The 26,009-nt window shown below is 31.4% G+C and carries 14 protein-coding genes; 1 reads left to right on the top strand and 13 read right to left on the bottom strand.

The features are described from left to right. The first annotated feature begins 44 nt into the window (after positions 1 to 44). Positions 45 to 1,658, top strand: a complete 1,614-nt coding sequence (locus tag SHK09_RS14085; protein WP_319811425.1) for a hypothetical protein — start codon at positions 45 to 47, stop codon at positions 1,656 to 1,658. 183 nt (positions 1,659 to 1,841) lie between these two features. On the opposite strand, the gene SHK09_RS14080 is transcribed toward SHK09_RS14085, so the two are convergent. From SHK09_RS14080 to SHK09_RS14020, 13 genes are all read right to left on the bottom strand, one after another. Further along, on the bottom strand, positions 1,842 to 3,410 hold the full coding sequence (locus SHK09_RS14080; protein WP_319811424.1) for an MFS transporter: 1,569 nt from the start codon (positions 3,408 to 3,410) through the stop codon (positions 1,842 to 1,844). Positions 3,411 to 3,459: 49 nt separating this feature from the next. Beyond that, on the bottom strand, positions 3,460 to 5,325 hold the full coding sequence (locus SHK09_RS14075) for a CRTAC1 family protein (protein WP_319811423.1): 1,866 nt from the start codon (positions 5,323 to 5,325) through the stop codon (positions 3,460 to 3,462). A 137-nt stretch (positions 5,326 to 5,462) separates the two neighbouring features. Continuing rightward, complete coding sequence (locus SHK09_RS14070; RefSeq protein WP_319811422.1) at positions 5,463 to 7,298, bottom strand: hypothetical protein; 1,836 nt, start codon at positions 7,296 to 7,298, stop codon at positions 5,463 to 5,465. 15 nt (positions 7,299 to 7,313) lie between these two features. Continuing rightward, positions 7,314 to 9,698: a hypothetical protein gene (locus SHK09_RS14065; RefSeq protein WP_319811421.1), complete on the bottom strand. Its 2,385-nt coding sequence runs from the start codon at positions 9,696 to 9,698 to the stop codon at positions 7,314 to 7,316. Between the two features lie 221 nt (positions 9,699 to 9,919). Next, on the bottom strand, positions 9,920 to 11,911 hold the full coding sequence (locus tag SHK09_RS14060; protein ID WP_319811420.1) for a glycoside hydrolase family 127 protein: 1,992 nt from the start codon (positions 11,909 to 11,911) through the stop codon (positions 9,920 to 9,922). Between the two features lie 44 nt (positions 11,912 to 11,955). After that, positions 11,956 to 13,437: a family 16 glycosylhydrolase gene (locus SHK09_RS14055; protein WP_319811419.1), complete on the bottom strand. Its 1,482-nt coding sequence runs from the start codon at positions 13,435 to 13,437 to the stop codon at positions 11,956 to 11,958. A gap of 12 nt (positions 13,438 to 13,449) precedes the next feature. Then, the gene (locus tag SHK09_RS14050) at positions 13,450 to 14,934 is read right to left on the bottom strand and encodes a family 16 glycosylhydrolase (RefSeq protein ID WP_319811418.1); all 1,485 of its coding nucleotides are present in this window, start codon (positions 14,932 to 14,934) and stop codon (positions 13,450 to 13,452) included. 4 nt (positions 14,935 to 14,938) lie between these two features. Next, positions 14,939 to 16,354 (bottom strand): sulfatase, encoded by a 1,416-nt coding sequence (locus SHK09_RS14045; RefSeq protein ID WP_319811417.1) that lies wholly within the window; start codon positions 16,352 to 16,354, stop codon positions 14,939 to 14,941. Positions 16,355 to 16,558: 204 nt separating this feature from the next. Continuing rightward, positions 16,559 to 18,361: an arylsulfatase gene (locus SHK09_RS14040; protein WP_319811416.1), complete on the bottom strand. Its 1,803-nt coding sequence runs from the start codon at positions 18,359 to 18,361 to the stop codon at positions 16,559 to 16,561. A 21-nt stretch (positions 18,362 to 18,382) separates the two neighbouring features. Then, positions 18,383 to 19,543, bottom strand: coding sequence for a mandelate racemase/muconate lactonizing enzyme family protein (locus SHK09_RS14035; protein ID WP_319811415.1), 1,161 nt, complete (start codon positions 19,541 to 19,543; stop codon positions 18,383 to 18,385). Positions 19,544 to 19,554: 11 nt separating this feature from the next. Continuing rightward, on the bottom strand, positions 19,555 to 20,847 hold the full coding sequence (locus SHK09_RS14030; RefSeq protein WP_319811414.1) for an MFS transporter: 1,293 nt from the start codon (positions 20,845 to 20,847) through the stop codon (positions 19,555 to 19,557). Positions 20,848 to 21,035: 188 nt separating this feature from the next. Beyond that, a complete protein-coding gene (locus tag SHK09_RS14025) occupies positions 21,036 to 22,757 on the bottom strand; it encodes a RagB/SusD family nutrient uptake outer membrane protein (protein WP_319811413.1) in 1,722 nt (573 codons plus the stop codon). A gap of 21 nt (positions 22,758 to 22,778) precedes the next feature. Next, complete coding sequence (locus SHK09_RS14020; protein WP_319811412.1) at positions 22,779 to 25,871, bottom strand: TonB-dependent receptor; 3,093 nt, start codon at positions 25,869 to 25,871, stop codon at positions 22,779 to 22,781. Positions 25,872 to 26,009: the final 138 nt, after the last annotated feature.

Below are 26,009 nucleotides of genomic sequence, written 5' to 3'. Positions count from 1 at the left end.
AATTTTTAAGTTAAAAAACCATTAATAAATATTATCATAAAACATTGAATAATAAATACTTAAACTCAATTAAAAAGATAAATTACAGTTATTTACTACTTAACTTTATTTTTTTAGCATCCTTACAAGGTCAACAATTCAAAAGTTTCAATAATGATGGCATACATCTTATTGAAAGTAATTTTGAGTCTAACTCATCTTTTCTAAAAAAAGAATATGATACTTACCTCTATCAGAAAGACACTGTTAAAATTATTGAAAACTTACTTAATTTAAGTCAATTCAATAGAAAAAACTTAAAGTATGGAGATGCTTTTAATACTGCTGGCGAAGCTTTATTTATAGCCGAAGAATATAAAGACACTATACTGTTAGCAAAGTCTTATGAGGAATTAGGTGTTCTAAATTATTTATATAAACAAGATAATGAAGCAGGAATAAACTTCAAGAAAGCACATTCTTACTTCAAAGTTTATTACAAAAAGAACAGAATATCTGATGCTGTAATCTTTCAGTCTTATTACAACTTGGTTATGTATTATCAGCGTATAGAAAAGGATAAAACGTTATTAAAATATATTGATTCTTGTTATTCATTTTCAGAGATTTTAAAGAAGAAACCTATATTTAAAATTCAGTTAAAAGAAAAACTATCCAGTATTCAAAATAGAAAAGGGAACATAAAATCTTCTTTAGAAATACTATTAGCTGCCGAAAAATCTTATCAATTAATAGATAATAAAATTCCGTTTACCAACACAGCTAACAGTTTTTTAATAATACTATATGGACGAATTGGGAATGAATATATGAAATTGAATGACTTAGATTTAGCCAAGAGCTATTTCAAAAAATCAATTTATACAAAAGACTTTACGGGAGAAAATATTTTTTACAAATCATACATACATAATCGCCTTTCCAATATATTATCAGAACAAGGAAATTATAAATTGGCTTATGAAAATGAATTAAAATCTAATGAAATTAATTTCAAATATCTCAACCCAAGGAATGATAAAAATCAAGATTTTTTAATGATAAAGAATCGTTATAAAGATGAGTTATCAAAAAAGAACGTCTTATTAAATTTAAAAAACAAAGAACTCTCTAACAAGAAAACAAAAATCTTACGCTTTCAAATATTTTTTGTGATTTCAATGCTCCTAATCACTCTAATTGGTTTTATGGTTAGAAGCCGAATTCGTTCTTTAAAACACGAAAAAGTAATGCAAAGTTCACAAGAATTATTAAATATAAAAAATAAAGAACTTACTACAAATACTCTTCAATTAATTGAAAAAGAAGAAATTCTTAAAACCTTAAAAGATCATATTAAAAAGTCTAATTTAGATTCTGGAACTAAAGCTTTTTTAAAGTCAGTAGACAACAATTCAACAAGTTTATGGGACTCATTTAACAACCGTTTTTCTTCTTTAAACAAAGGTTTTTACGATCGATTACAAAAGAAAGTACCCGCTTTAACTTCTGCAGATTTAAAAGTTTGTGCGTTGATTAAACTTAATTTCTCTGGGAAAGAAATGGCGCATCTTTTGGGTATTTCTTTAGGAAGTGTTCACGTTGCTAGACACCGATTAAGAAAAAAAATAAATTTAAATAGAGAAATTAACTTGACAAGCTATATAAATTCTATTTAATAATTCAACTTTGAATGATTTTTATATTGTTGAGATATAACTAGAATCAAATCTAAAATTAAATAAAATGCACAAAGCCTTTTGCTGTAAATATGTGGTATCTATTCGTAAATAATAGAATATAATAAGGCAAAAAAAATCCATCAATAAATTGATGGATTTTAAATTATTTATAAAACTTAATTAACTCTTCTTTAATTTTTCTTGTATCTCCTCTAAAGAAAGTCCCTTGGTCTCTATAAGGTATTTGTATAAAATAATAAGACCAACAAGTACAATTCCTGCATAAATTATAAAAGTTGTGGCTGCTCCAAAAATATCCATTTCTAATGGAAATAAGTATTGAACTAACGCACTAACTGTGCTCGAAATTAAAGCAAATAAAGGAATTGCTACACCACGATTAGAAATTGGAAAAATCTCTGATAATAACACCCACATAATTGGTCCAATGGAAAAATTAAAAGCTGCAATAAATGTTAAAATACTTAACAATATTAATATCGCATTCATGTTAGCCGTTTCCTTAAATATTACAGCAGAATTATCACGAGCAGACTCTACTCCTAAAATTTCGCTTAAAGAGTTTTTAAACGCTACATCACTTTTAAATTCTTTTCCAACTATAGCATTTAACTTTTCTATGTTTGGAATATCTTTCATTTTAACAATAGCCTCATTAGTTACTTGGTATGTTGCTTGTTTAAATCCATAAGAAACACTTGATATACTTATAATAATTAAAACTAAACCACCAATTACTAAAGGCCTACGACCAAATTTATCTATTAAAGATAATGATATTAGAGTTGCAACTAAACCAATTACACCAATCCAAATGGTACTAGAAAACGCAGCATCTGTTCCTAAACCTAATTGCTCAAACATTGTTGGAGCGTAGATCATAACTGCATTCATACCCGTAAATTGTTGCACTACTGCCAATGTTAAAGCGATAATTAAAACGATTCTTGTTTTACTACTAAAAATCTCTTTTAATTGACCCCTTGTTGAAGAATTGCTGCCTTCTGAACTCTCTAAACTATGAACCATTTGCTTAATTTGCACCTCAACTTCAGCTTTTGGATATACTTTTGCTAACGATTTTTTTGCATCATCAATTCTGCCTTTATAAATTAACCAAGCCGGACTTTTAGGAATTAAAAACAATAATAAAAACCAAATAACAGCAGGAACTATTTCTATACCCAGCATCCAACGCCAACCAGTTTCAGTTAGATTTAAGTCTTTTACCCATTGTAAATCTGACCCCATTTGTTGTAAAATCCAATAATTTATTAAATAGGCAGCTGTAAAACCAATTCCCATATTTATCTGTAAAGTAGAAACCAACTTCCCTCTTTGTTTTACAGGTGCAATTTCACCAATATACATAGAAGCTAAAGTAACAGAACTAAAAGCTAATCCCCCTAAAAATCGAAACCAAAATAGTGATAGAAACGATGGTGCAAAAGCAGAACCAACTGCAGAGACAATATAAAATATTGCAATAATTTGTAATGTAAACTTTCTTCCAAATTTATTAGCAGAAAATGCTGTTAGAGGCAATGCAACCAACACTCCAATACCTGGCGCTGAACCAATTAAACCAACTTGTGATGCCGTTAAATTAAATTCTTGTGTAATAAACTTAAATCCTCCCGAAATTAATACAGCATCTAAACCAAAGACAAACGACCCTATAGCGACTATAATAGCATATAAGAATGCATTTTTTGTGTGTTTATTCATAGTTGTTAATTATTTTTTATTAATTATGACTCGAAAATTAAAGGTTTTATTAATTACCAATTACCACCTTATTATTAGTATTTACCATCTTTTCTAAAACTTCTCCGTTAGAATATTTAACAGTCACTTTTACCGTTTTAGCACAATTCCCAATTCCAAAATGAACAAAAGTATTATGGTTTAGCGAATATTGAGAAGCAGAAGCACCTACTCTTTGAACTTGTAAATTTCCACAAGATGAAATAGTAACCAAAGCTCCTAAAGGAGAAATGTTTCCTTTTTTAGAGTTTCTTACCTCAACTGTTAAAAACTTATTTTTGTTTGATAATTCATTTTTAAACAAGTGCCATTTTGCTCTTTCATCTCCAACTACAACATCTACTTTTCCGTCTTTGTTATAATCTAAGCTTTCAATAGCCATTCCTATTCCACCTAAATCTTTTGTTATAATATTATGATTTCCCACACGATTAAAACCAGATTTACCATTGTTTAAGTATAGAATAGATTCGTTTTCAAAAACCAATTTACCTCTTTTAATTACTAATAAATCTTTAAAACCATCATTATCATAATCTGCAACGGTAACTGCCATTGTATATTCTTCTAGTTCTAGATTTGCTTTTTTAGTAACATCTACAAATTTATTTTTTTTATTTTCCAGTAAAAAATCACTAGGTCCTTTTGCTATTTTTTTAGCATTGTATTTTTTTACATTATGAATAACACCAGTTGCTGGTGCCCAAAGATATCCTCCAATTCTCCATTTTTCATTTCCTACATAACCTATATACCATCCTTTTTTCTCCTTAAAATTTGCGTTATCAGGAAAACCTAAAGCATCACTCATTACCAAACTAATATCTTTACCAGAATGCGTTTCTCCACTAAATTCATAATCATAAGAAGCTTCACCAATATAGAATGTATCATTATTTGGCCATTGAGATTGAAAATTTTCCATTTCTAAAACTTCTCCAGAAACAAAATCATCTAATTTCAATTCTCCTCTTTTAGAGAAAAAACCAAGATCCTTGGTTTCTTTATTATAGAAAGTATCTCCTTTTTTGAATTCAGATCCTCTTGTAAAATACAAATCCATATCACCGTCATTATCATAATCTATCTCAGTAATTGCGGTAACTTCATCAATATTAAAAGGAAATATTTTTTTGGTAACTTCAGTAAAAGTTAAATCACCTTTTCCTTGAAACGTTTTTACATTTTCGTAACCATATAAAATAATATCAATTATAGTATCATTATTAAAATCTGTTAATAAAATTTTTTGTCCATTTACTTTACTCGCTGGTAAAGTTGAGTGTAAAATTAATTCTCCAGAACCATTATTTTCATACACATAATTTTCACTTGCTCCTTTTTTTGCCCCATCAGGAAAAGCGAAGTTTAACAAATCTAAATCGCCATCATTATCTAAATCTACAAACTTTACAGTTCTACCTCGCATTAGAGCTAAAGGCTCTGTAAAGTCTGCCATCGGTATAAATTCTCTTCCTTTCACTTTATATATTTTTGAGTTTCTAGCATTACTACCAGAACCTCCACCTCTAGACATAATTATTTCTAAATGACCATCATTATCAAAATCTCCTACAGAAACACCATGTAAATCGCCCATAATAATATCATATGGTTTTGCAAATTTTCCTTTATTATTCCATTGAACTTGAATACCGAAACCATGATCGTTTATCAATAAATCTGGATACCCATCTTTATCTAAATCAGCAATAACAGGTGAATCCCATTTTCTTAGATTCTTTTCTTGTCTAGGAAATTCTTTGGAAACTTCTTTAAATGTTGTTTGAGAACTTATTTGAAGAGTAACAACAAGTAATATTGTAAATAAAACGGATTTTATAAAGGTTAGTTTCAAATAGTTTTTAGTTATCATTTGTGAAATTTAATTTTTATTAGAAATGAAATAAATATGAACACCTACAAAGAAAAATATAAATTACAGATGTAATAACTTCAATATTATCAAATTACACGCTTATTTTATCTTTAGTTGAAGAATAATTTCAGAATTTAAATTTTAATCCTCAATTTCTTTTTATTTTTCTTTGCTGATTTAATATTGAAATATCTAATAGGTACGTTTCCTTCACCAATTTCAATGGTATATGCACCTAATTCTAATACTTTTGGTTGATATGTTTTCCCTATAATTCTAACCGAAGAAACGATTTCTCGAGTAGCACTTTTTCTAATAGTTACCACTTGGTTTTCTTTGGATAAATCTAACGTTGGTAGCAAGAAGAATTCTCTTGGATTAAAATTATCGAATTGAGAAATTGTTATTGGCCAGCCTTTATACTGTTTGGTATTTGGGTTCAAAATATCTACATTTCTTCCCCAACAATCAAAAGTTATAGTTCTTTTAGGTTTATTGTACTTAATAACTCCAAAACCAGCAACTCTAGTAGATAATTTTCCACCTTGTTTTATTTCTTCCAACGAAGGATTTCCAACAGCTTCTACAGTAATTTTATTTTGAAATCCATCTAAAAAATCTCCTGTATAATATGGCGAATTCTTGACTCTATTTTTCCCGGGACTTTTAGGATCCCACCAACGCATCCAATAGTTTGCAATTGCAGGAGTTACAAAAGAGTAACTAGCGTCTCCCCAATCATCAACGCCATGTTTTACAAAAGTAGCTAAATGTTGGTCTCCACCAATCATAGGAGAAAAGCTTTTTCTAATAACTGCTAAGGCTTTATTTCTACCAGATTGTGGCCAACCGTTGGTATCAAAATCTGCAATTATTTCTCTGTCGTGTTTACCTGTGTAATTATTTACCATGGCAAAAACACTTTGGGTTAATACTGTTTTCATTTCAGCGTTTTCCCAATCGGTAGTCCAATGTTCTAAAAACTTTAATTGACGTTCTCCTAACAATTTTGCAGTTGGAATGTCTAATTTTCTAGTATCAATCGTTGGATCAAAAATAGCATCTCTTGTTTTTCCGTTCGGGAAAATTTCTGGAGCATATTTAGGTAAATCTAACAAACCAGACTTAAATTTTCTGTCTTCTAAAATAGCAAAACTAATACCTCCCCAATTTAAATCTGTATAGTACACACCAATTCCTTGTGCAACAGGAGTTGAATCAAACGGATCTGGTAAATGAGCAGTTTGTGCTCTTTCAACTTCTTTTACATACTCAGCGGGTCTGTAATAACCTCCTGAAACCCCACTTAATGTTGGTGAGCTGTCTCCTTCTGCTCCCCATAAATTTCCTTGTCCAACATCATGATCATCAACAATACAAATGGTAGGCGTATTTCTTATGATTTCTTTAAAATCTGTCCCAAATTTTAACCAATACAAGTAATGTTGTGCATGATCATATACTTGATCTCCAGAAAAGAACAATAAATCTGGTTTTAGTTTTATTAGATTTTCTACAATATCTGTTCTTGGAATATCTCCACCATGTCTTGGATAAATAGAATTACAGGTTAAAGCCGCTAAAATAAAATTCTCTTTATGAATTGGATTTTTACGAATAATTCCTTCATAAAATGCTTTGTTATTATGCACAACTCTGTACTTAGCTTCTTTGGTATCATCCCAATTATCAATTCTAAAAAGAGATGTATAACCTGGATATCTAATTGCTGCTTTCGTTTTTTCTATCCATTTACCATTTTCTTCTATTTCTAAAGTAGCTTCAAAAGGTTCATAATTTATAATCGGATAAAATTGCGCTGTCATTTTTACAGTATTTTCATGTACTGTATACATTGCAAATGCAATTCTATCTTCTGGTTTTAAGTTTTTGGCTAAGGATAAATCTTGTCCGCATACAAAACCACCGAAAAAACAACCAATTATTATTACTAAAAATTTAGTTTTCATAATTACCTTTTTAAATTATTTTACCATTAACAACAATACACCATTAGACTTTAATTCGAAATTTGCCCCTAATTTTTGCCCATTCATCATATCAATAGCACTAGCTTTTTGGTTGTTTTTAAAAGATAAATTCAATTTTGCAGTATTTTTACCCACGTTTAAGATATTAATAATAAAACTTCCTTCTGTTGTCTTTGCAACTCTCCAAACACAACCTTTATACTCTGTTCCATTATCTTCCTTTAAAACAATTTCTGATAAATTATTTGAAATAGTTTCTAATGCTTGCTCTCTAATATCTTCAACAGAAACTTCGCCATCCATCATTATTAAAGTCCCTTTTCCTTTAAATAAAGACATCTTTCTTTTCTGTCCATATTCATTTAATGTCAAACTATTCTTACCATCCACAATTACAGATCCTCCTTGGTTTAAATAACTTTGCAATGCCTCAAACTCTCCATTGGTTACATAAGGTGTTTTGTAAACTAAAATTGCGTCCCAAGTAGAATTATCTTGCTTTTTTATTATATTTTCTGTTGCATATCCTACAGGAAATCCTTCAAAATAAAGTGCTTCGTACATATGAAATTGTTGTTTCATATGTAATTTTTTATTAATTGCAGAAGCTTCTGAATGAAATAATCTAATAGGCCTTCTTTGTTTTCTTAATTCAAAAATTTCTTCGGAATATGAATTCAAATCCATCATAACCTGAGTGTATTCATTCGCAACATGAGGCTGTTGATTTACAGAACCCGCCAATGAACCAGCCAATGCAGGGTCGAAAAAATCCAACTCTCCTTCTAACCTATCTTCAGGAGAACCGTCAGGATCTCTAGCCCAAAACCAAGCTAATTGTGCATCCATTCCGTGAAGTGTAGCCAACCAAGTTGTACTTCTTACATAATCTGCAGAAGTGTCTAATTTACGCCACCAAGCAGCAGATAAAAAATGAGATTCTGAATTAAAATGTATTTTATTAGGTGAAACAGACTCCATAAAATCGTATGCAACACTCATTTCTTCCCAGAAATAGGAATATCTTTCTTCCCATTCTTCTGGTTTTTTACTTCTTACATCTCGCTCTCTCATTTTTGCATCATTACCAATCATAGATGTCAAATCTGTTAACGCTTCCGTATCAATACCATGAGAACGCTCGTTTTCTGTGAACATATTTGGCATTATTTTGATACTTGTATCTGCATTCGGATTTACTTTATGAAGCTCTCCTTGCAAAAAAGTAAACCAATCTATACTTCTATCCATATTGTATCTGCACCAGTCATACCAAATTGGAGTTCCTCTTTTTGCTTTATCTATAGGGGTTTCTATTGCTACAGCTGCAAAATTTTTAAAAGAAGTTTTCCAGTTATCATTTAATTCCTTAATATTTCCTTTGTACTTCACTTCTAACCATTTTTGCAATTTAGAAATGGTATGAGAAGACAGTTCTGTCATTTCATTAAAACGAGCTGTCCAATGTTTTTTCTCAGAATACCAATGCGGTTCGTTCGCTAAAACATACCCCATTTGAGTTACTTTTTTATCTTTTGTAAGCGCTCCTGCTTTTTGAATAACATCACTCCAAACTTTTCTAGCTAACGGGTTATCAATATCAAAACCTGTAAAAAGTGAACGTCCTTTTGTAATATCGGGATCTTGTTTGTGTACCCATTCTGGCATCCCCATATTCCATAATATCATAAAACCAACGTTTGTATCTGGAATATCGGTAATCAGTTTTAGTTTTTCTTCATCAAAAGAACCGTCTTCATTTAAAATAAATGGATTAATTGCTCTGTCTTGATTTACCTCGTACAAAGTACTTCCTCCATGATAAATATTTCCTAAATGATCATTGTAAACACTTTTTGTAGTTAAGGGTTTACCTACAGTTTTAGAAAAATAATCATATAAAAAAATAGGTTTCCCGTGACTTAAAAACATATCTTTTGAAACTTCTATATTTTCCCAATCTACTTTAGCAACGGGTCTTCTTGTTCTTTCTCCTGCAATTAATTGTTCTAAATCATTGATAGATTTATCTAAGATCTCTATCACTTTTCTTCTTTCAAAATCAGGTAGATTTTCTGCAGATTTTTCTTTATCATCAGAAAAAGGAGTATAATAACCAAACAATTTCCCTACTTCTTCTTTATGAGCTTCATCCCAATTTGCAAATTTTAAAAACTCATTTGCAAACCAAAGTGTAGTTTCTTCTCTAGTAATATCAATAGAGTTAGCCCGCGATTTCTCTATTAACTTTTCTAATTTATCTACTTTAGACAAAGCCTCTTTTGTTAACGGGTTTCCTTGTTCACAAGAAATAAAAAATACCATTGTAAAAATTAAAAGCAATAATTTAATTATATTTAAATTTTCTTTTAGAGTCATTTTAATTGATGTTTATTTGGTTGTTTTATTTACCTATTACAACTTCTAAAGAACCGAAAAAAAAAGAAGATATTCTTACATTATTGTACCTCATCATATATCAATATTACCATAGTTTAATACAAAAAAAACAGCTTACTCTTTTCAGTTTCCCGAATTGAGTAAGCTGTTTTACCAGTACTAAAAATTTGTTGCCAAGAGACTTAAGTCCCTTGTATTATTTAATTATTCCAAACAACTGGCATAAATACCGTCATTTCTGCTTGCCCTCTATTACTCCACGCGTAATAAGGCACTAATTGTGTTTTAAAAGACTTAAAGACCGGTTTTTTAACGGTTTGATACATATCATCCGATTTACCTTCTCTTAATAAAAGTTCTGTTTCTATTACAGTAACTCCACCTAAAAATTCTGGCTTATGAACAGCTTTTAAAGCAGCATCTCCTTTTATATAAACATCTAAAATTGCTGTATCTTTAGGTAAATCTGGAGTTTCAATTGTATACACAATTGGTCCTCTTTTTACAGCTAATTGGTTTCTCACTTCTTCAATTCTGTTATGACCTTCAATAAAAGTTGGTTCCATTGGCATGTCTAAAACAATAACATCACCTACTTTCCAAGTTCTATTTATGTTCGCAAAATTACCTGGATTTATAACAACTCCTGCAGATTCTCCATTTACTTTCAGAGTACTTCCTACTGCCCATTTCGGAATTCTAACTTGAATTTCAAAAGCTTCACTTTTACATTCATCAACAGTTATTTTCACCAAACCTTTCCAAGGGTATTCTGTATCTTGAGATAATTTTAAAGCAGAACCATCTAACATTTTTGTATCAAGATTATTTCCACCAAATAAAACAACAGCTACTCCATTTTCTGATAAATTATACGCCCATCCAGATGTTTTACAAATTGTTCTCACCAAGTTTGGAGGACAACAGAAACATTCTAAATATGGTTGTCTAACTGGACTTTCTGTTACATCATCATGAGAATCATAATTTCTAGAGTTATTTACCATTCTTAAAGGATTCGAATAGAAATAATCTTTTCCTTCAATACTAATTCCTGATAAACCACTGTTATATAATACTAATTCTATAATATCTGCATATCTAGATTCACCATTAATCCCCATCATTCTATGACTAAACATTGCGTTACATAAGTTTGCACAAGTTTCGTTATAAGCAGTCATATTAGGCATCATATAAGCATCAATAAAACCTTCTTCAATCATATCTAAACTTGTTGAAGCTCCATAATGCGCTTGACCAACAGCTCCTGTTACATACATTTTTTTACCTGTAACGTTTTCCCATAATTTATCTAAAGAAGTTAATAATGCTTTTTCACCAGTTTCTGCATACACATCTGCAGCTCCTGCATAATAATACAATGCTAAAACAGCATGACCAACTGCTTCTTCAGACTCTCTAAAAGGAGTTCTTTCTTGAACCATATCTCCAATAGGATAACCAACTGTAGTAGAATCGTGTTCTATCTCGTAAGTTCCTCTTCTGTTGATAAACTTTTCTGCTAATTTTAAATACTTTTTATCTCTTGTAGTTCTATACAATTCTACCAAGCCCATAATCTGAGTTTGATTGAATCCAAAACGCTGATAATGCTTAGTGTCTGGCATAAAATAAGCATGTAATAAATCTGCCATTTTTACAGCAATATCTAAGAAATTGCTTTGACCAGTTAATCTTGAATGAACAGAAGCAGCAATAAACAAATGTCCAAAATTGTACATTTCATGATACTTTCTATTTTCAAAACGATCTACACCTTTTGTAATCTGAACATGTGTATGTATATATCCATCTTCTTCTTGAGCTTGCCCAATAATATCGATGTATTCATCTAATTCTTTTAGTAAAGTTGCATCTTTAGTTTGTGCATAGATATACATCTTTGCTTCCATAAATTTAAAAAAATCTCCATCATGCCAGTAAAAACCTTTATGTTCTCCTTCTTTTAAACCTGCAGCAATTTTAAAATTATTTAATCCATGACCAATATCACCACACAAAAGATCGCCCATATAGGGTAGCATCTTATCTTCTGCTGTTTTTACTTTTTCTGACCAAAAGCCAGTGCTCCATTTACAATCACCAAAATTGATGCTCTTTAGTTTTACAAACGGACTTTCTGATGTGTTTGTAATTGCCTTATTATGAATGGTTGAAGTAGTACTCATTAATTATAATTTTTGATAAGTTATCTTAACTTTATGTTTTTTTATTAATTTTTTTTGATGATAATATCGTCTATAAACAATTTAGCAGCTCTTGTTTTTGGTAAATCTGATTTATCAATTTCAATAGCAATTGCATCTTTTGCTCCTGATGCAACTTTTCTTGAAATTTTAGATGTTACAGTAATCCATTCTCTTCTTGGTAACTTTCTAAGATCACTAAATGTAACTTTTAATTCAGGATCTTGTAAAACAAGACTAATTTTATCTGCAATAACACCTTGGTCTAACCAAACCTTAGCAGATACCGAAAACTCACCAGCTTCTAATTTTAAAGAACCTTCTGGAGCCATAGCAACCGCTTTGTCCACTTCTAAACTTTCTGTTTTGCTAAAACCAGCAAACTCTAAACTGTTTACACCTTTGTAATAATCGCCATAAGCAATTGATAAATATTTTTCTGAACCACCTTCAATTGTCCAAAATTTCTGATAATCATCTGGCACAGAACTTTCTGGTAATAAGGTTAAAGGTCTTCCGTTTTCTTCAAATAAAACTGGCCCTTCAAAACCATAAAAAGCGGCATCTTTAGCTAACAAATTATCCGAAGGTTTTTGCCAAACTCTCATGTATTCTATTTCGAAATCTACCGGTAATTCTTCTTTATGAGGTAAACCTAACCAAAAGAAAATCTCTGAATCTAACCATACTTCCATAGGGTTATTTAACACAAAAGAAGTTCCTAATTGATCTTGTGTAAAATGACGAATTAGTTTTCCATCAATAAATAATTTTAAATAATCTACACCCCATTCCGCTCCATATACATGAAAATCATCTGCAGTTCTAAAGTCTAAGTTTTCATCATGATTAAATATTTTAGTAGGTCTTTGTGCTGGTGGTCTCCAATCATGTGCCGTTGCTAAATAAGAATCTGCTCTAATATTTCCCTTGTTTTTAGGGTTTCCCATTAATTCATACACATCTAATTCTTGCTCATGCCCAATTGCCCAAAATGCCCCTGTAATTGCAGCATTACCAACTTTAGATTTCACCTCCATATAACCATACAAAAAACGTTTGTTGGTTAAAACACCTGCTGTAGTAACTGGCATTGGAGATCCGTCTTTATAAATACCATATTGAGAAGTTCCCATGTTTCCATCGCCATAACTTTCTTTAATAAACGGATAATCTGGTTCCCAAGCTGTTCTTAGCTTTAACTTACCATCTTCTACTATTACATTTTTAGCAACAAATTGAGAAGGAGCACGTCCTTTCCAAATATAATACTTATCATTTCTACCTTCTACAAACCACTTTACTGTATCTATTTCTGTTCCTATAAATTCATCACTTAAATCTTCATTTAACACCCATCCATTTTCATTCTGTTGGTCAGAAAATGGCATCGGAGAAGTAGTTTCAGCTTTCACATTAACATCAGCATTATTCTGTGTACAACTAATACTAGCAATTGTTAACAATCCAGACAATGCTATAAAAGTATATCTTTTAAATTGTATCATTTAATTAAAATTTTAATTCACTTTTTTAATCTCAATATCATCAATATAAAATTTAACAGCTTTTGTTTCTGGTAAATCTTCTTTTCTAATTTCTATAATCATTCCATCATTTTTTTCTGATGCTTCTTTTCTAGAGAATTTAGTATCAATAGTTACCCATTCTTTTCTTGGTAACTTTTTTAAATCTAAAAAGGTTAATTTTAATTCAGGATTCATTAGAGTTACATGAATGCTATCTGAAATTCTACCTTGATCTAACCAAATTTTCATTGATAGTGAATAATTTCCTTCAGCAATATTTAAAGAACCTTCTGGTGTAGAAACAGTTACTTTTTCTACTTCTAATTTTTCATTCTTTCCATACCCAAAAAACTGCAATGCTTCTACACCACTTGCATAATGTCCTTCTGTAATTTTTAAATATTTTTCTGACCCTTCGTTAAAAAGCCAAAATTTCTGATACTCATTTGCTGTAGCATCTTCTGGAACCATTTTTAATGGCCTTGGGTTTTCCTCAAATAAAATTGGCCCTTCAAAACCATAAAAAGCTTTATCTTTTAATAATAGATTATTAGATTCTTTTTGCCAAACTCTCATATATTCTACTTCAAATGTAGCTGGTAATTCTTCTTTATGAGGTACTCCTAACCATTTAAAAATTTCTGAATCTATCCAAATTTCCATAGGGTTATTTAACACCCAATCTGTACCCAATTCATCTTGTGTAAATTCTTGTACGAATTTTCCGTCTCTAAAAATTTTTAAATAATCTTCTCCCCATTCAACTCCATAAACATGAAAATCATCAGAAGTTGTGTATGGTAAGTTTTCATCGTAACCAAATGCTTTTGTTGGTCTTGTAGAAGGTGGACTCCAATCATGAACTGCTGTTCTATTAGTATTACTACTTATAGAACCTTCTTTAGCTATTTTTGGAACTGCTAATTGCTCGTACATATCTAATTCTTGTTCAAAACCAATTGCCCAAAACGCTGCTGTCATTGCTGCTTTTGGTGCTTTCGATTTTATTTCCATATAACCATTTAAAAACCTTTTCTTACTAACAACAGCTGCAGTAGTTATAGGTAAAGGTTTCCCTTCATGAACACCATAAGTATCTTTATGAGCACCATCTGCATAACTTTCTTTTGCAAAATTATAATCTGGCTCCCATTGTGTTTTTAATATTAAATTCCCATTTTCAACAACTACATTGTGAGGAGCGTATTGAGAAGGAGCACGACCTTTCCAAATATAATAATCTCCATTTTGGCCTTCTACAAACCATTTAGCAGTGTCTATTTCTGTCCCTTCAAATTCGTCACTTATTTCTTCATTTAGAACCCAACCTTCTTTATTTTCTAAATCTGAAAAAGGATAATACTTAGATAATTTAACTTCTACTTTATTTTTTTCAACCTTACCTAAAGTAGCTTTATCACAACTATAGCCAAGGAATATAATGATAATAAATAATATTTTGAAAACTGTTTTCATCAATTTAGTTTTTAATTTTCTGATTTACATTAAATTCTTTCTTCTTATCAATTTCCCAATACTTATCCATCCTATCAATATCTACTTTTTCAAAAGATTTTTTCAGCATCCATCTTGGGCGTTCTAAAGTAAGTTCCCACTCATATAATTCCTTGTACATTTCTTTTAATCTATCTGGTTCTAAAGAAGCTAAATCTTTCAATTCTTTAATATCTCCAGGAATATAGAATAATTTTGCAGGTCTATCTGGAAAACGAATTAACTTCCAATCTCCTTTTCTAATTGTTGCACGTGCATCTTTCTTCCAAAATAAAGTTTCATGAGGCCTTTTGTTAATTTTTCCATTTATATAAGGCAATAAATCTACACCATCTAAGTCTTTTACAGAAGAGACATCTCCTCCTGCAGCCGCATAAAAAGTTGGTAATAAATCTAAAGTACTTATTGGGTTTTTAAAAGTAGTGTTTGCTTTTACTTTCCCTGGCCATTTCATTAAAAAAGGCACCCTAACTCCACCTTCTAAATGATTAGATTTAGAACCACTTAATGGATAATTATCTGATGCATTTTTATCTGAAGGTCCGCCATTGTCATTACTAAAAATTACAATTGTATTCTCTTCTAAACCTAATTCTTTTAACTTATCTAAAACCTTACCACAAGCTCTATCTAAAGCCAATGTCATTGCTGCAACTTCTCTACGCTTACCTGTAAGATTAGGAAACTTAGCCATATCTTCTGGGGTTGCGTTCATTGGTGTATGCACCGCATTAAAAGATAAAAAGGCAAAGAATGGTTTCTCTTTATTTCTTTCTATAAAATCTATAGATTTCTCTGCTAAAACATCTGTTAAATAACCTTCGTGTTCTTTAAAGTTGCCAAAACCTTCTTCTAATTTATTTAAAATTTCTTTTGGTGGATTCTTGTATGGGTAATAACTCCTAGCACCACCTCTAAAGCCATAAAACTCATCAAAGCCTCTTTTAGTTGGATGAAATTTATCTGCTCCTCCTAAATGCCATTTCCCGTAAAAAGCAGTTGCGTAACCTTCTTTTTTAAGATAATCTGCCATGGTAACTTCTTCTACAGGAACTCCCATATCTATACCATCTTGTGCAGAAACAGCACTCATATAACCAGGCACATTATTTTCTTCAAAACCAAAACGTTGTTGATATTTACCGGTTATTATACCTGCTCTAGAAGGCCCACAAGTGGGGTCTGAAACATAAGCTTGCTCAAAACGAACTCCTTGTTTAGCCAATTTATCTAAATTTGGCGTTATCATTACTTTACTTCCATGAAAACCAAAATCTGCATAACCAGCGTCATCTGCGAATAAGAAAACTATATTTGGTTTTTTTTGTGCACAACTAGAAATTGTTACAAGTGCAAAGATTAAAATTATAATATTCTTCATTCTTTATTGATTGAATAGTTCTTTATGAACATTAATAAACAAAAGCTACCCTACAAAGTAAAAGTAAAAATGAACTTTTTAAACGACAAAACTTACCTTTTAATAACACAATTTTACCATGCTAAATCTCCTAAATTAATGACGCAAATAATGCAATTAAAAGATCCAAAAACCTATTTTTATAAAATAAAACAAACTTTTTTTTTATAAGTCTGTTCTTATTACATCTACAAAATGAGGACCTACTGGCAATCTACCCGCTTTAATATACGCATGAAAATTACCTTCTCCTTTTGGTAGTTTTACATTTTTAAAAGTAACTCTTTTTTGATTTTTCCCTAAATTAATTGTCAAATGAACCTTCCCATATTTTAAATGGGCAATTCCTCCATTTTCTAACGTTGGTAAATCATAAGAAATACTGTAAATTCCTTCTTCTGTTTTTACTTGCCAATAACCTAACTGATTATCTTCAACAACTCTTGGGCCGCCATAATCGAAACGTGAAATTACACGTGGACCACCCCAATCGAAACGAGATAAATTAACATGAGGCTGCATTTTATTTCCTAAATAAATTTTCTGAATCCCTCTTGCGTCTCTTTCTTCTGTAACCTCATCAAACCAATCTTCATAACGAGATAACATCTCATTTACAATTACTGGATATTCATTTGCGATGTTTATCCTTTCACTCGGGTCTTTTTCAACATTATATAATTCTAAGTTTTTAACCACATTTCTTAATTCGAAATCTGTAGGTTGATGTACAATTCCGTGTGGAGAATCATGTGGACTTACCAATTTGTATTTTGGCGTTCTTAAACTAAAGTGCATGTACTTAAAAGGTGTTGGCCCATAATGCATTTGCACAACAAAATCTCGCTCTTTTAAATTTTCTGAATCATTTTTTGTCCAAAGCGGTATTAAAGATTTACCATCAATTTTAATGTTTTTTGGAACTGAAACTTTCGCAGCATCCAACAAGGTTGGAAACAAATCTATAATTGCCCCCATTGTTGATGACTCGTTTCTTGGTTTTATCTTTTTTGGCCATTTCACATAAAAAGGCACACGAATTCCTGCATCATACACACTTGTTTTAGTACCTCTTAAATTAGCAACCCATCTTCCTGGATAATGATCATTTTTAGTTCTTCTCGTTCTTGGCCCATTATCAGATAAGAAAATAACAATTGTATTTTCTTCAATTCCTAACTCTTTTAATTTACTTAAAACTCTACCAACATTATAATCTATATTATCAATCATACCATACGTAAGTGCATTGTCTTCATGTAAACCCATTTTTCTAAAACGTTCTGCTCTTTCCTCAGGAACTTGTAACGGTAAATGTGGTAAATTGGTTGCTAAATATGTGAAAAAAGGTTTTCCATCTTTTTTACTCATAAAATCTAAGGCAGCCTCTGTAAAAATATCATCACAATACCCTTTGTATTTTTTAGATACATTATTGTGTTCTAAAATTGGGTCGAAATACGTATTACCTGAAGGACCTGCAGCTTGTCCAATTCCACCACCTTTATGCACTAAAGCCTCCTGAAAACCTTGATCTGTAGGTCTCATTGGTGCATTATCTCCTAAATGCCATTTTCCGAAAATTCCAGTTTTATATCCATTTTCAGCTAAAACTTCAGCAATAGTAGTTTCTGTTGTATGCATAAAATGATCTACTTGTGTAACTGCTGTAACTCCTGTTCTATAAGGATATCTCCCAGTTAATAATGCAGCTCTTGTAGCGGAACAATTAGGATATGAAAAGAAATGTGTCATTTCTATTCCTTGATCTCCAATTTTTTCCATATTTGGAGTTTTCAAATACGGATTTCCGTGCCCACCTATATCTCCATAACCTTGATCATCACTCATCATAATAATGATGTTTGGTCTTTTTTGTGCAGCTATTTTATCCACAGAAAGAAACCCAAGTATCATTACCAAAAAAAAAGATGAGCTATAAATATTTTTAATTTTTGAAATAATCATATGTTTTTATCTTTTTAAGTTTTACCAATTTGTAAAAGAACCATCATTTCGTTTTAACCGAGGAGCTTCTACCATTTTAAATCCTTCTTTTATTGCTAGTTCTTCATTAAAATCAACTCCTAAACCTGGCGCATCTGATAATTTATAACGAGTTCCTTCCAATTTTGGTTGTAAAGGATAATAATTAGCATCATCTAAACCTGGGTTTTCTACATGCGTATTCATTTCTTCTAACCAACTAAAATTAGGACTTGCAGCTGCCACATGCAAAGTAGCTGCTGTACAAATTGGCCCAATTGGGTTATGCGGCATTAAATCGATATAATGAGACTCTGCCATTGAAGCCACTTTCATAGCTTCTGTAATTCCACCAACATTGCACACATCAATTCTTGCAAACTGTGTAATTCCTTTTTCTATATATGGTAAAAATTGCCATTTACTTGCAAATTCTTCTCCAATTGCAAATGGAACATTGGTCATCTTTCGTAATGTTTCATAAGCTTCTGGAGATTCATCTCTAATGGGTTCTTCAATAAAATCGATGGTTCCTACAGGCATTCTCTGTAAAAAAGAAATGGTTTCTGGTACTGTTAATCGGTGGTGATAATCAATTCCTATAACTGGAGCTGAACCCACTTCTTTTCTCAACTCAATTAACCATTCTGCAATAATTGCAATAGATTCTCTTGGTTCAAAAACAGATGCAAATTTTCCTTCTTCATATTCTGCTGGCGCTAAACGCAACATTTTCCATCCTTCTTTTAGTAAAATTTTTGCTCTTTTGATTAATTCTTCTTTACTACTAAAACGCAAAGAAGCAAAACATTCTACATAATCTCGCTGTTTTCCTCCTAACAACTCATAAACAGGAACGCCTAAATCTTTTCCTTTAATATCATACAAAGCCATATCTATTGCAGAAATGGCAGCGGTTAAAACTCTTCCTCCTTCAAAATATTGTCCTCTGTATAAATCTTGCCAAATTGCACCAATTTGACGCGCATCTCTACCAACTAATAAAGGTCTAAAATGATTTAAAGCGCCAATTACCGCCAATTCTCTACCTGTTAGACCTGATGCTCCCCAACCATAAATACCAGCTTCGGTTTCTACTTTTACGTTTAACTGACTTCTGCCTGCAATGTTTACAGGATATGTTTTTATTGCTGTTATTTTCATTTTTTAATATTTTATTTTAATTCGTTTGGTTCATCTAACTCTATCCTTTTTACTTTTCCAACCACAAAAAGGAACGACAAGAAACCGATTAATGTTAAACCTCCAATGAGAAATAAAGCAGGACTAAAATCTCCATCTTGTACTAAAAACCCAATTGCTGAGGGTATAATTACTGCAGATAAACCTCCTATTAAATTAAAAACGCCACCTACCAAACCAATAATTCTTTTGGGAGCAATTAAGGAAACAAATATCCAAGTGATAGATGCTAAACCGTTTCCAAAAAAAGCAATTGTTAAGAATAAAATGATGTAGAAGGTACTATCTGTAAAGTTTGCACCTATAATTAAGGTTGATAAAGACAAACCTACTAGAACGGGTAATTTTCTTGCAAACTCTGGTGATTTTCCTTTTTTGATTAAATAATCTGAAGAAAAACCTGCTAATAAAACTCCACAAAAAGCGGCCAAAAAAGGGATAGATGCTAAAAATCCTGATTTGATAAAATCTAACCCTCGATATTCTACTAAATACGTTGGAAACCATGTTAAAAAGAAAATTGACATTGATCCCATACAAAATTGACCAATGTAAATTCCCCATAATTTTTTATGCTTGAAAGCTTCGTAAAAATCATTCCAATTAAATTTTTCTTTCGTTTCAGCAACTTTTTTATTCTTTGAAAAGCCTCCTCCATCTTCTATCAATTTTAATTCAGCTTCATTTACTGTTTTGTGTTGATCGGGATCTTTGTAAAAAATATACCAAACTACCGACCATACAATTCCTATAATTCCAGAAATAATTAACAAACCTCGCCAACCTACTTTATCTTGAATTAAAGTTAATACGGGAAATAGAAAAGCCAAACCAATAAATTGACCCGAAGTATAAATAGCAATTGCTGATGCTCGTTCCGTTTCTGGAAACCATTTAGTAACAATAGCATTATTTGCAGGATAGGAAGGTGCTTCGAAAACACCAATACTAGCTCTTAAGCCTAATAATAGTTTAAAAGAATTTACAAATCCTTGGAATAATGTTGCTACTGACCACATGAATAGCATAAATGCATATAAAAATCGTAATCTAACTTTATCTACTATTATTCCCCCAGGAATCTGTAGAGCTGCATATGCAATTCCAAATACGGAGAAAACAAACCCCATTTGAACTGTTGTTAGATCTAGAGATTCGCTAATTGCAGAAGCTGCAACAGAAATATTAGTTCTATCTAAATAGTTGATTACAACCGTACCAAATATTAGTGCAAGTATGTTGTATCTTTTTTTTGTTGGTTTCATTTTTAGAATATGGTTTGTGCTGTAATTTCCAATTTTAATTATTGGAATAAAAAATAAATTTCATCGAAACTCAAGGCTATATTATCTAAATTTTAGGTTTGTAGAAAAGAAAAATGCTGTTGAAATTTCTCCAACAGCATTTTAATCAAATCAAATTCAAATAATTATATTATGTAATAAAATGGCTTTTAATATCCTGCATTTTGAACTAATGCAGAAGCTTTTTGAATTTCTTGATTAGGAATTGGTAAGTAATATTGTCTATCAAACCAAGGTCTAGTTACTACTTTATACTCTGTGTTACTTAATACACCTCCAGCACCTTTTTCCCATTTCAATCCTTTAACATCAAAACCTAAATTACTTGGGTTCATCCATCTTCTTTCATCATAAAAATTATGACCTTCAAAAGCCAGCTCAATACGTCTTTCTCTTTTAATAGCTTCCTTTAAAGCATCTCCATTAGAAGTAATTACTGGTTGTAAAGCTCTTGAAGAAACTTTATTTAAGTAAATTTTTGCTTCGGTATCATTACCCATTTCTGCGTTAGCTTCTGCATAATTTAAATACACTTCTGCTAAACGATATAAAATATATGGGCGACCAGCGGTTGTTTCTGTTAAAGTCACAAGACTCTCATTTTGAAATTTTCTAATATTATAGCCAGTTTTTGAAGAATGCCCATCATTACCTGGACTCCCCACTTTAGAACCGTTAGATGAATCTAAACCATCTACTTGAGAAGGATCTGATGCTAAAGCGTAATCTACCTCACGTCCTCTAAAGTTCGATCCTTGAAAGTTTAAATCTGCATAGTATCTCATTTCTCTATTATCATTAGGGTTAGCATCATTAAAAGTAGTACCACTTGTTGTTGTACCATCTTTCATATTAAACTCTAATGTAAAATTATGTGTAGGAGATGATAATGCCCAACCACCGTAACCTGAAGGAGACTGTGTTTGATCTGGTAATGTATTTACATCTAAACCAAAATCATATAAATCACCACCATAAGGTCTTGCAAAAAGAATATCTTCATTTGCAGACAAAAATAAATTTTGGTACGATTTTGCATCTGGTGTTGAAATTAAATTTCGATTACCTACTAAATCTATAACCGCTTTTGCTGCATCTGCTGCATCTTGCCATTTAGTTCCTTTTCCATAATCATATAAAGCCCCACTTGGCGCTGTAGAAGGATCATGTAATTTACTAGCAGCAAATAATAAAGCTCTAGACTTAACAGCTAGTGCAGATAATTTTGTTGCTCTACCAAATTCATTTTCTGGACGAGTACTTGGCAACATAGCTGCAGCCTCATCTAATTCTTTAACAATAAAATTAACACATTCTTCGTAAGAATTTCTTGGTAAATTAAATTCAGATTCTAATCCAAATGCAGTTTTAAAAATTGGTACTCCACCATGCATTTTAATCAATTTAGCATAGATATTTGCACGTAAAAATTTCATCTCTGCTTTTAGAACTGTAACTTTTGCAGCATCAACCTGCATTGCTTCACTAGCATCTACTTTATCTAAAAATTGATTTATTTCATTTACAAAAAGATAATAATCTCTCCATTTATTTCTGAAATCACCATAATTTAAAGCACTCCATCCATTTCCTCTTAACCGAAGTCTATCTAGATCTTTAAAGTTGAATTTTGCTTCAAAAGAGCCAACTTCTACATTGAATCTTCTAGACCACCAAACTGTTTTATTAAGAGCCCAGCCATTAGTGCTATTGTAAGCAGAGAACACCACTCTTTCTAATTGAGCTGGATCACTAAATACAATATCTTCTGGAAAAGCACCTAAATTAGTTGTCTGCAAAACATCTTCACAACTAGTCGTAGATAAAAAACCTATAGCTATAAATAAGTATATCTTTTTTATTTTTTTCATTATTTCTGTTTTATTTTTATATTAAAAAGTAAAATTTAAACCAAAAGTATACGTCTTTAAAGATGGATATGTTGCTCCTCTAAAGTTATTATAACCAGTTGCTTCTGGATCTAAACCTAACTTTTGTACTTCTGAAAACATTGTTAATAGGTTAAAACCTCTTGCAAATATTTTTATATCGGCAAACGTTGTTTTCTTTTTTGATAAAGTATATCCAATCTCAACTTCTTTTAATCTTAAGAAAGAAGCATCATGTAACCATAGGTCTGCGCCTACAAAGTTATCTGGGTTTCCATTTTGAATACCACTGTAAGTATCATTTAAACCAAAAGCTCTTGGATATCTTGCATTTCTATTTTCCGGAGTCCATCTTTGATTAAATACATGTTCTGGTTTTGAACCGTTTCCATCAAAAAACACTAACATATCTGCTTTTGCTTGTCCTTGTAACAAGAAACCGAAGTTAAAATTCTTGTATTTTACCCCTCCTGTAAAACCATATTGTATTTCTGGAATATTTGATGAGTTAACTCTAATATAATCTCCATCATCAATAACTCCATCTTCATTGGTATCAACATAAATTGGTTCTCCTTCTACAGTTCCAGCCTTTTTTACAGCTGTAGCATCTACATGTGCTTGATCTCTAAATATTCCGCTTGTAGGAGCAACAACATAAGAACCTATTTGTGAACCTTCTCTTCTTAATGCTTCTGGCGTATTAGCTGGTTGTGGTAAGAAAATTACTTCGTTTTTTGCTTGTGTTAGATTAAACCCAAGATTATAAGAAACTTCTCCTATTTTATCTGCCCAACCTAAAGTAACTTCTACACCATGACTATCAACTCTTCCTAAATTTTCATCTGGTAATTGAACACCCGTAAAATCTGGTACTTCACCACTATTATCTACTAAAATGTCTTCTCTTTTCTGTTTGTAAAAATTTACTTCTCCAGATAATCTATTATCGAACATAGAAAAAGCTACTGCAATATTTTGCATGGTTGCTGTTTCCCAAGTAATATTAGGGTTTGGAGCTACACCAGTTCTGTAACCATTAAAAACTGAACCCGATTCACCAAATACATAATAATTAGGTCTTGAGCTATTGGGGTTTGTATTACCAAAACTAAATTGAGCTAAATGCTGAAAAGCGGGTATTCTATCGTTACCCATAACAGCATGAGATCCTCTTAATGAAAGTGCATCTAACCAAGAAACATCTTCTAAAAAACTTTCTTTACCAATTGCCCAATTACCACCTACACTATAAAAAGTACCAAATTGATTTCCTGGTCCAAACCTACTTGAACCATCTCTACGTACAGTTAAATCTACAAAGTATTTTTTGTCATAATCATAAGAAAGAGTACCAAAATAACTTAACAACGCATCTTCTCCTGCTGTACCAGAATTAATAGCCGTTTCTGGATCACCTGCAAATAAATAAGGCAAATCTGTTGATGGTAAATTACTTGCTTGCGCATAAAATGTACTTGTTTTTGAAGTTTGTTGTTCAATAGCAATTAAACCACTTAATGAATGTACATCGTTGAAAGTGTTGTTGTAACGAAAAGAGGCATTAATTAAAGCTTCATCAAACTTCCAGAAAGTTTCTCTTAAAATATTCACTTTTCCATCTTGTGAGTTACCCGTTTGTGGACTGTATTCATCTGTAGTTTGATTAAACGTATAATATGTCCATGGAGTATAAAAAGAAGTTTGATCATTATTCATTCTTCTAATTCCTGCATAACTATTAAAACTTAATCCTTTTGTTATTTTATCTAACTTCCAGTCAATTGCAAACCTACCTCGTAAGTCATTTGTACTAGTTTCCTGAAAACCAGATTCTCTACTCGACATTATTACAGGATTAGCACCATCCTCTCCACCTCTTGCAGGTAAGCCATTTGGATATATGCCAACTTCTGTAGGAAAATTTGTATAAATGTGCTTATAAATAAAACCTGCATCTACGCCTGGGGCTTTATTCTCTGCAAACCTACCCGATAAATCTATACTTAACTTAACATCATCTGTAATTTTAACATCTAAATTAGATCTAACTTGACTCTGCTTAAAACCTAAATCTCCAGAAGCAAACATACCCTCTCTATCAATAAGATCTGCACTCACAAAATATTTAGTTCGTTCTGTACCTCCAGAAATTGAAATTGAATTTCTTGTTTCTGGTGCTGTCTTTGCAAACGTAAGTTCTGCCCAATTTGTATTTGGAAAATTAATTGGATCATTACCAGCGCCATAATTATCTATCTCTGTTTGCGTAAAAGGTAATGCAATACCGTTTCTATTTGCAATTTCATTTTCATAAATAGCAAACTGTTCTGATGACATTTGGTCTGGAAAAGCAGAAAATGAAGATACACTATAAGAAGTAGATGCAGTAATTTTTGGCTTACCCATTTTACCTCTTTTAGTTGTTACAATAATTACTCCGTTTGCAGCTCTATTACCATAAACAGCGGCTGCTCCATCTTTTAAAACACTTAAATTATCTATATCTTGTGGAGCTAATTGATTAAAGGTCCCCAGACCAGATTGAACACCATCTATTAAAATTAATGGAGCATTATTATTTAAAGTAGATTGGCCTCTAATTAACAAGGTAACATCATTATTAGATCCCGGGTAACCACCTCTATCTGAAACAATTAATCCTGTAACCCTACCCGCTAAAGATTTAGCGACTTCTTTATTAGAAGTATTCTCAATATCTTCTGCTTTAAGAGTACTAATAGAACCTGTTACTTCACCTCTTTTTTTTGATGTATAACCTACAATAACAACCTCATCTAAACTAGCAATATCACCCTCTAGAACAACATTTATAGTAGTTCTATTACCAACAAGAACTTCTTTAGATTTGTATCCTATAGAAGAGAAAACTAAAATACTATTAGTATCTGTTACAGAAATAGAATAATTTCCATCAAAATCTGTAGCAACACCAGTTGTACTTCCCTTTACCTGAACACTTACTCCTGGTACTGGTCCACTCTCATCAGAAACTGTTCCAGTTATTTTCTGTTGAATTTTTATTTTTTCTGACTTATTATCACCTAATTCTAATTCACCAGAATTGGCAAACATTGGAATAGTAATTAGACAAAATAAGAACAGTCCTATTCTCCTTAAATTTTTAAATAAGGATAAACAAGAACTATTTTTAAATAGCTTTTTTCTCATAATTTTCTGGGTTTTTTGAATTAATAAATTTTGTGAATTTGA

The organism is Polaribacter sp. PL03 (assembly GCF_033875165.1).
Classification (GTDB): Bacteria; Bacteroidota; Bacteroidia; order Flavobacteriales; family Flavobacteriaceae; genus Polaribacter.
The sequence above is the reverse complement of the archived record's forward strand: the minus strand, read 5'-3'. Positions and strand labels throughout refer to the sequence as shown.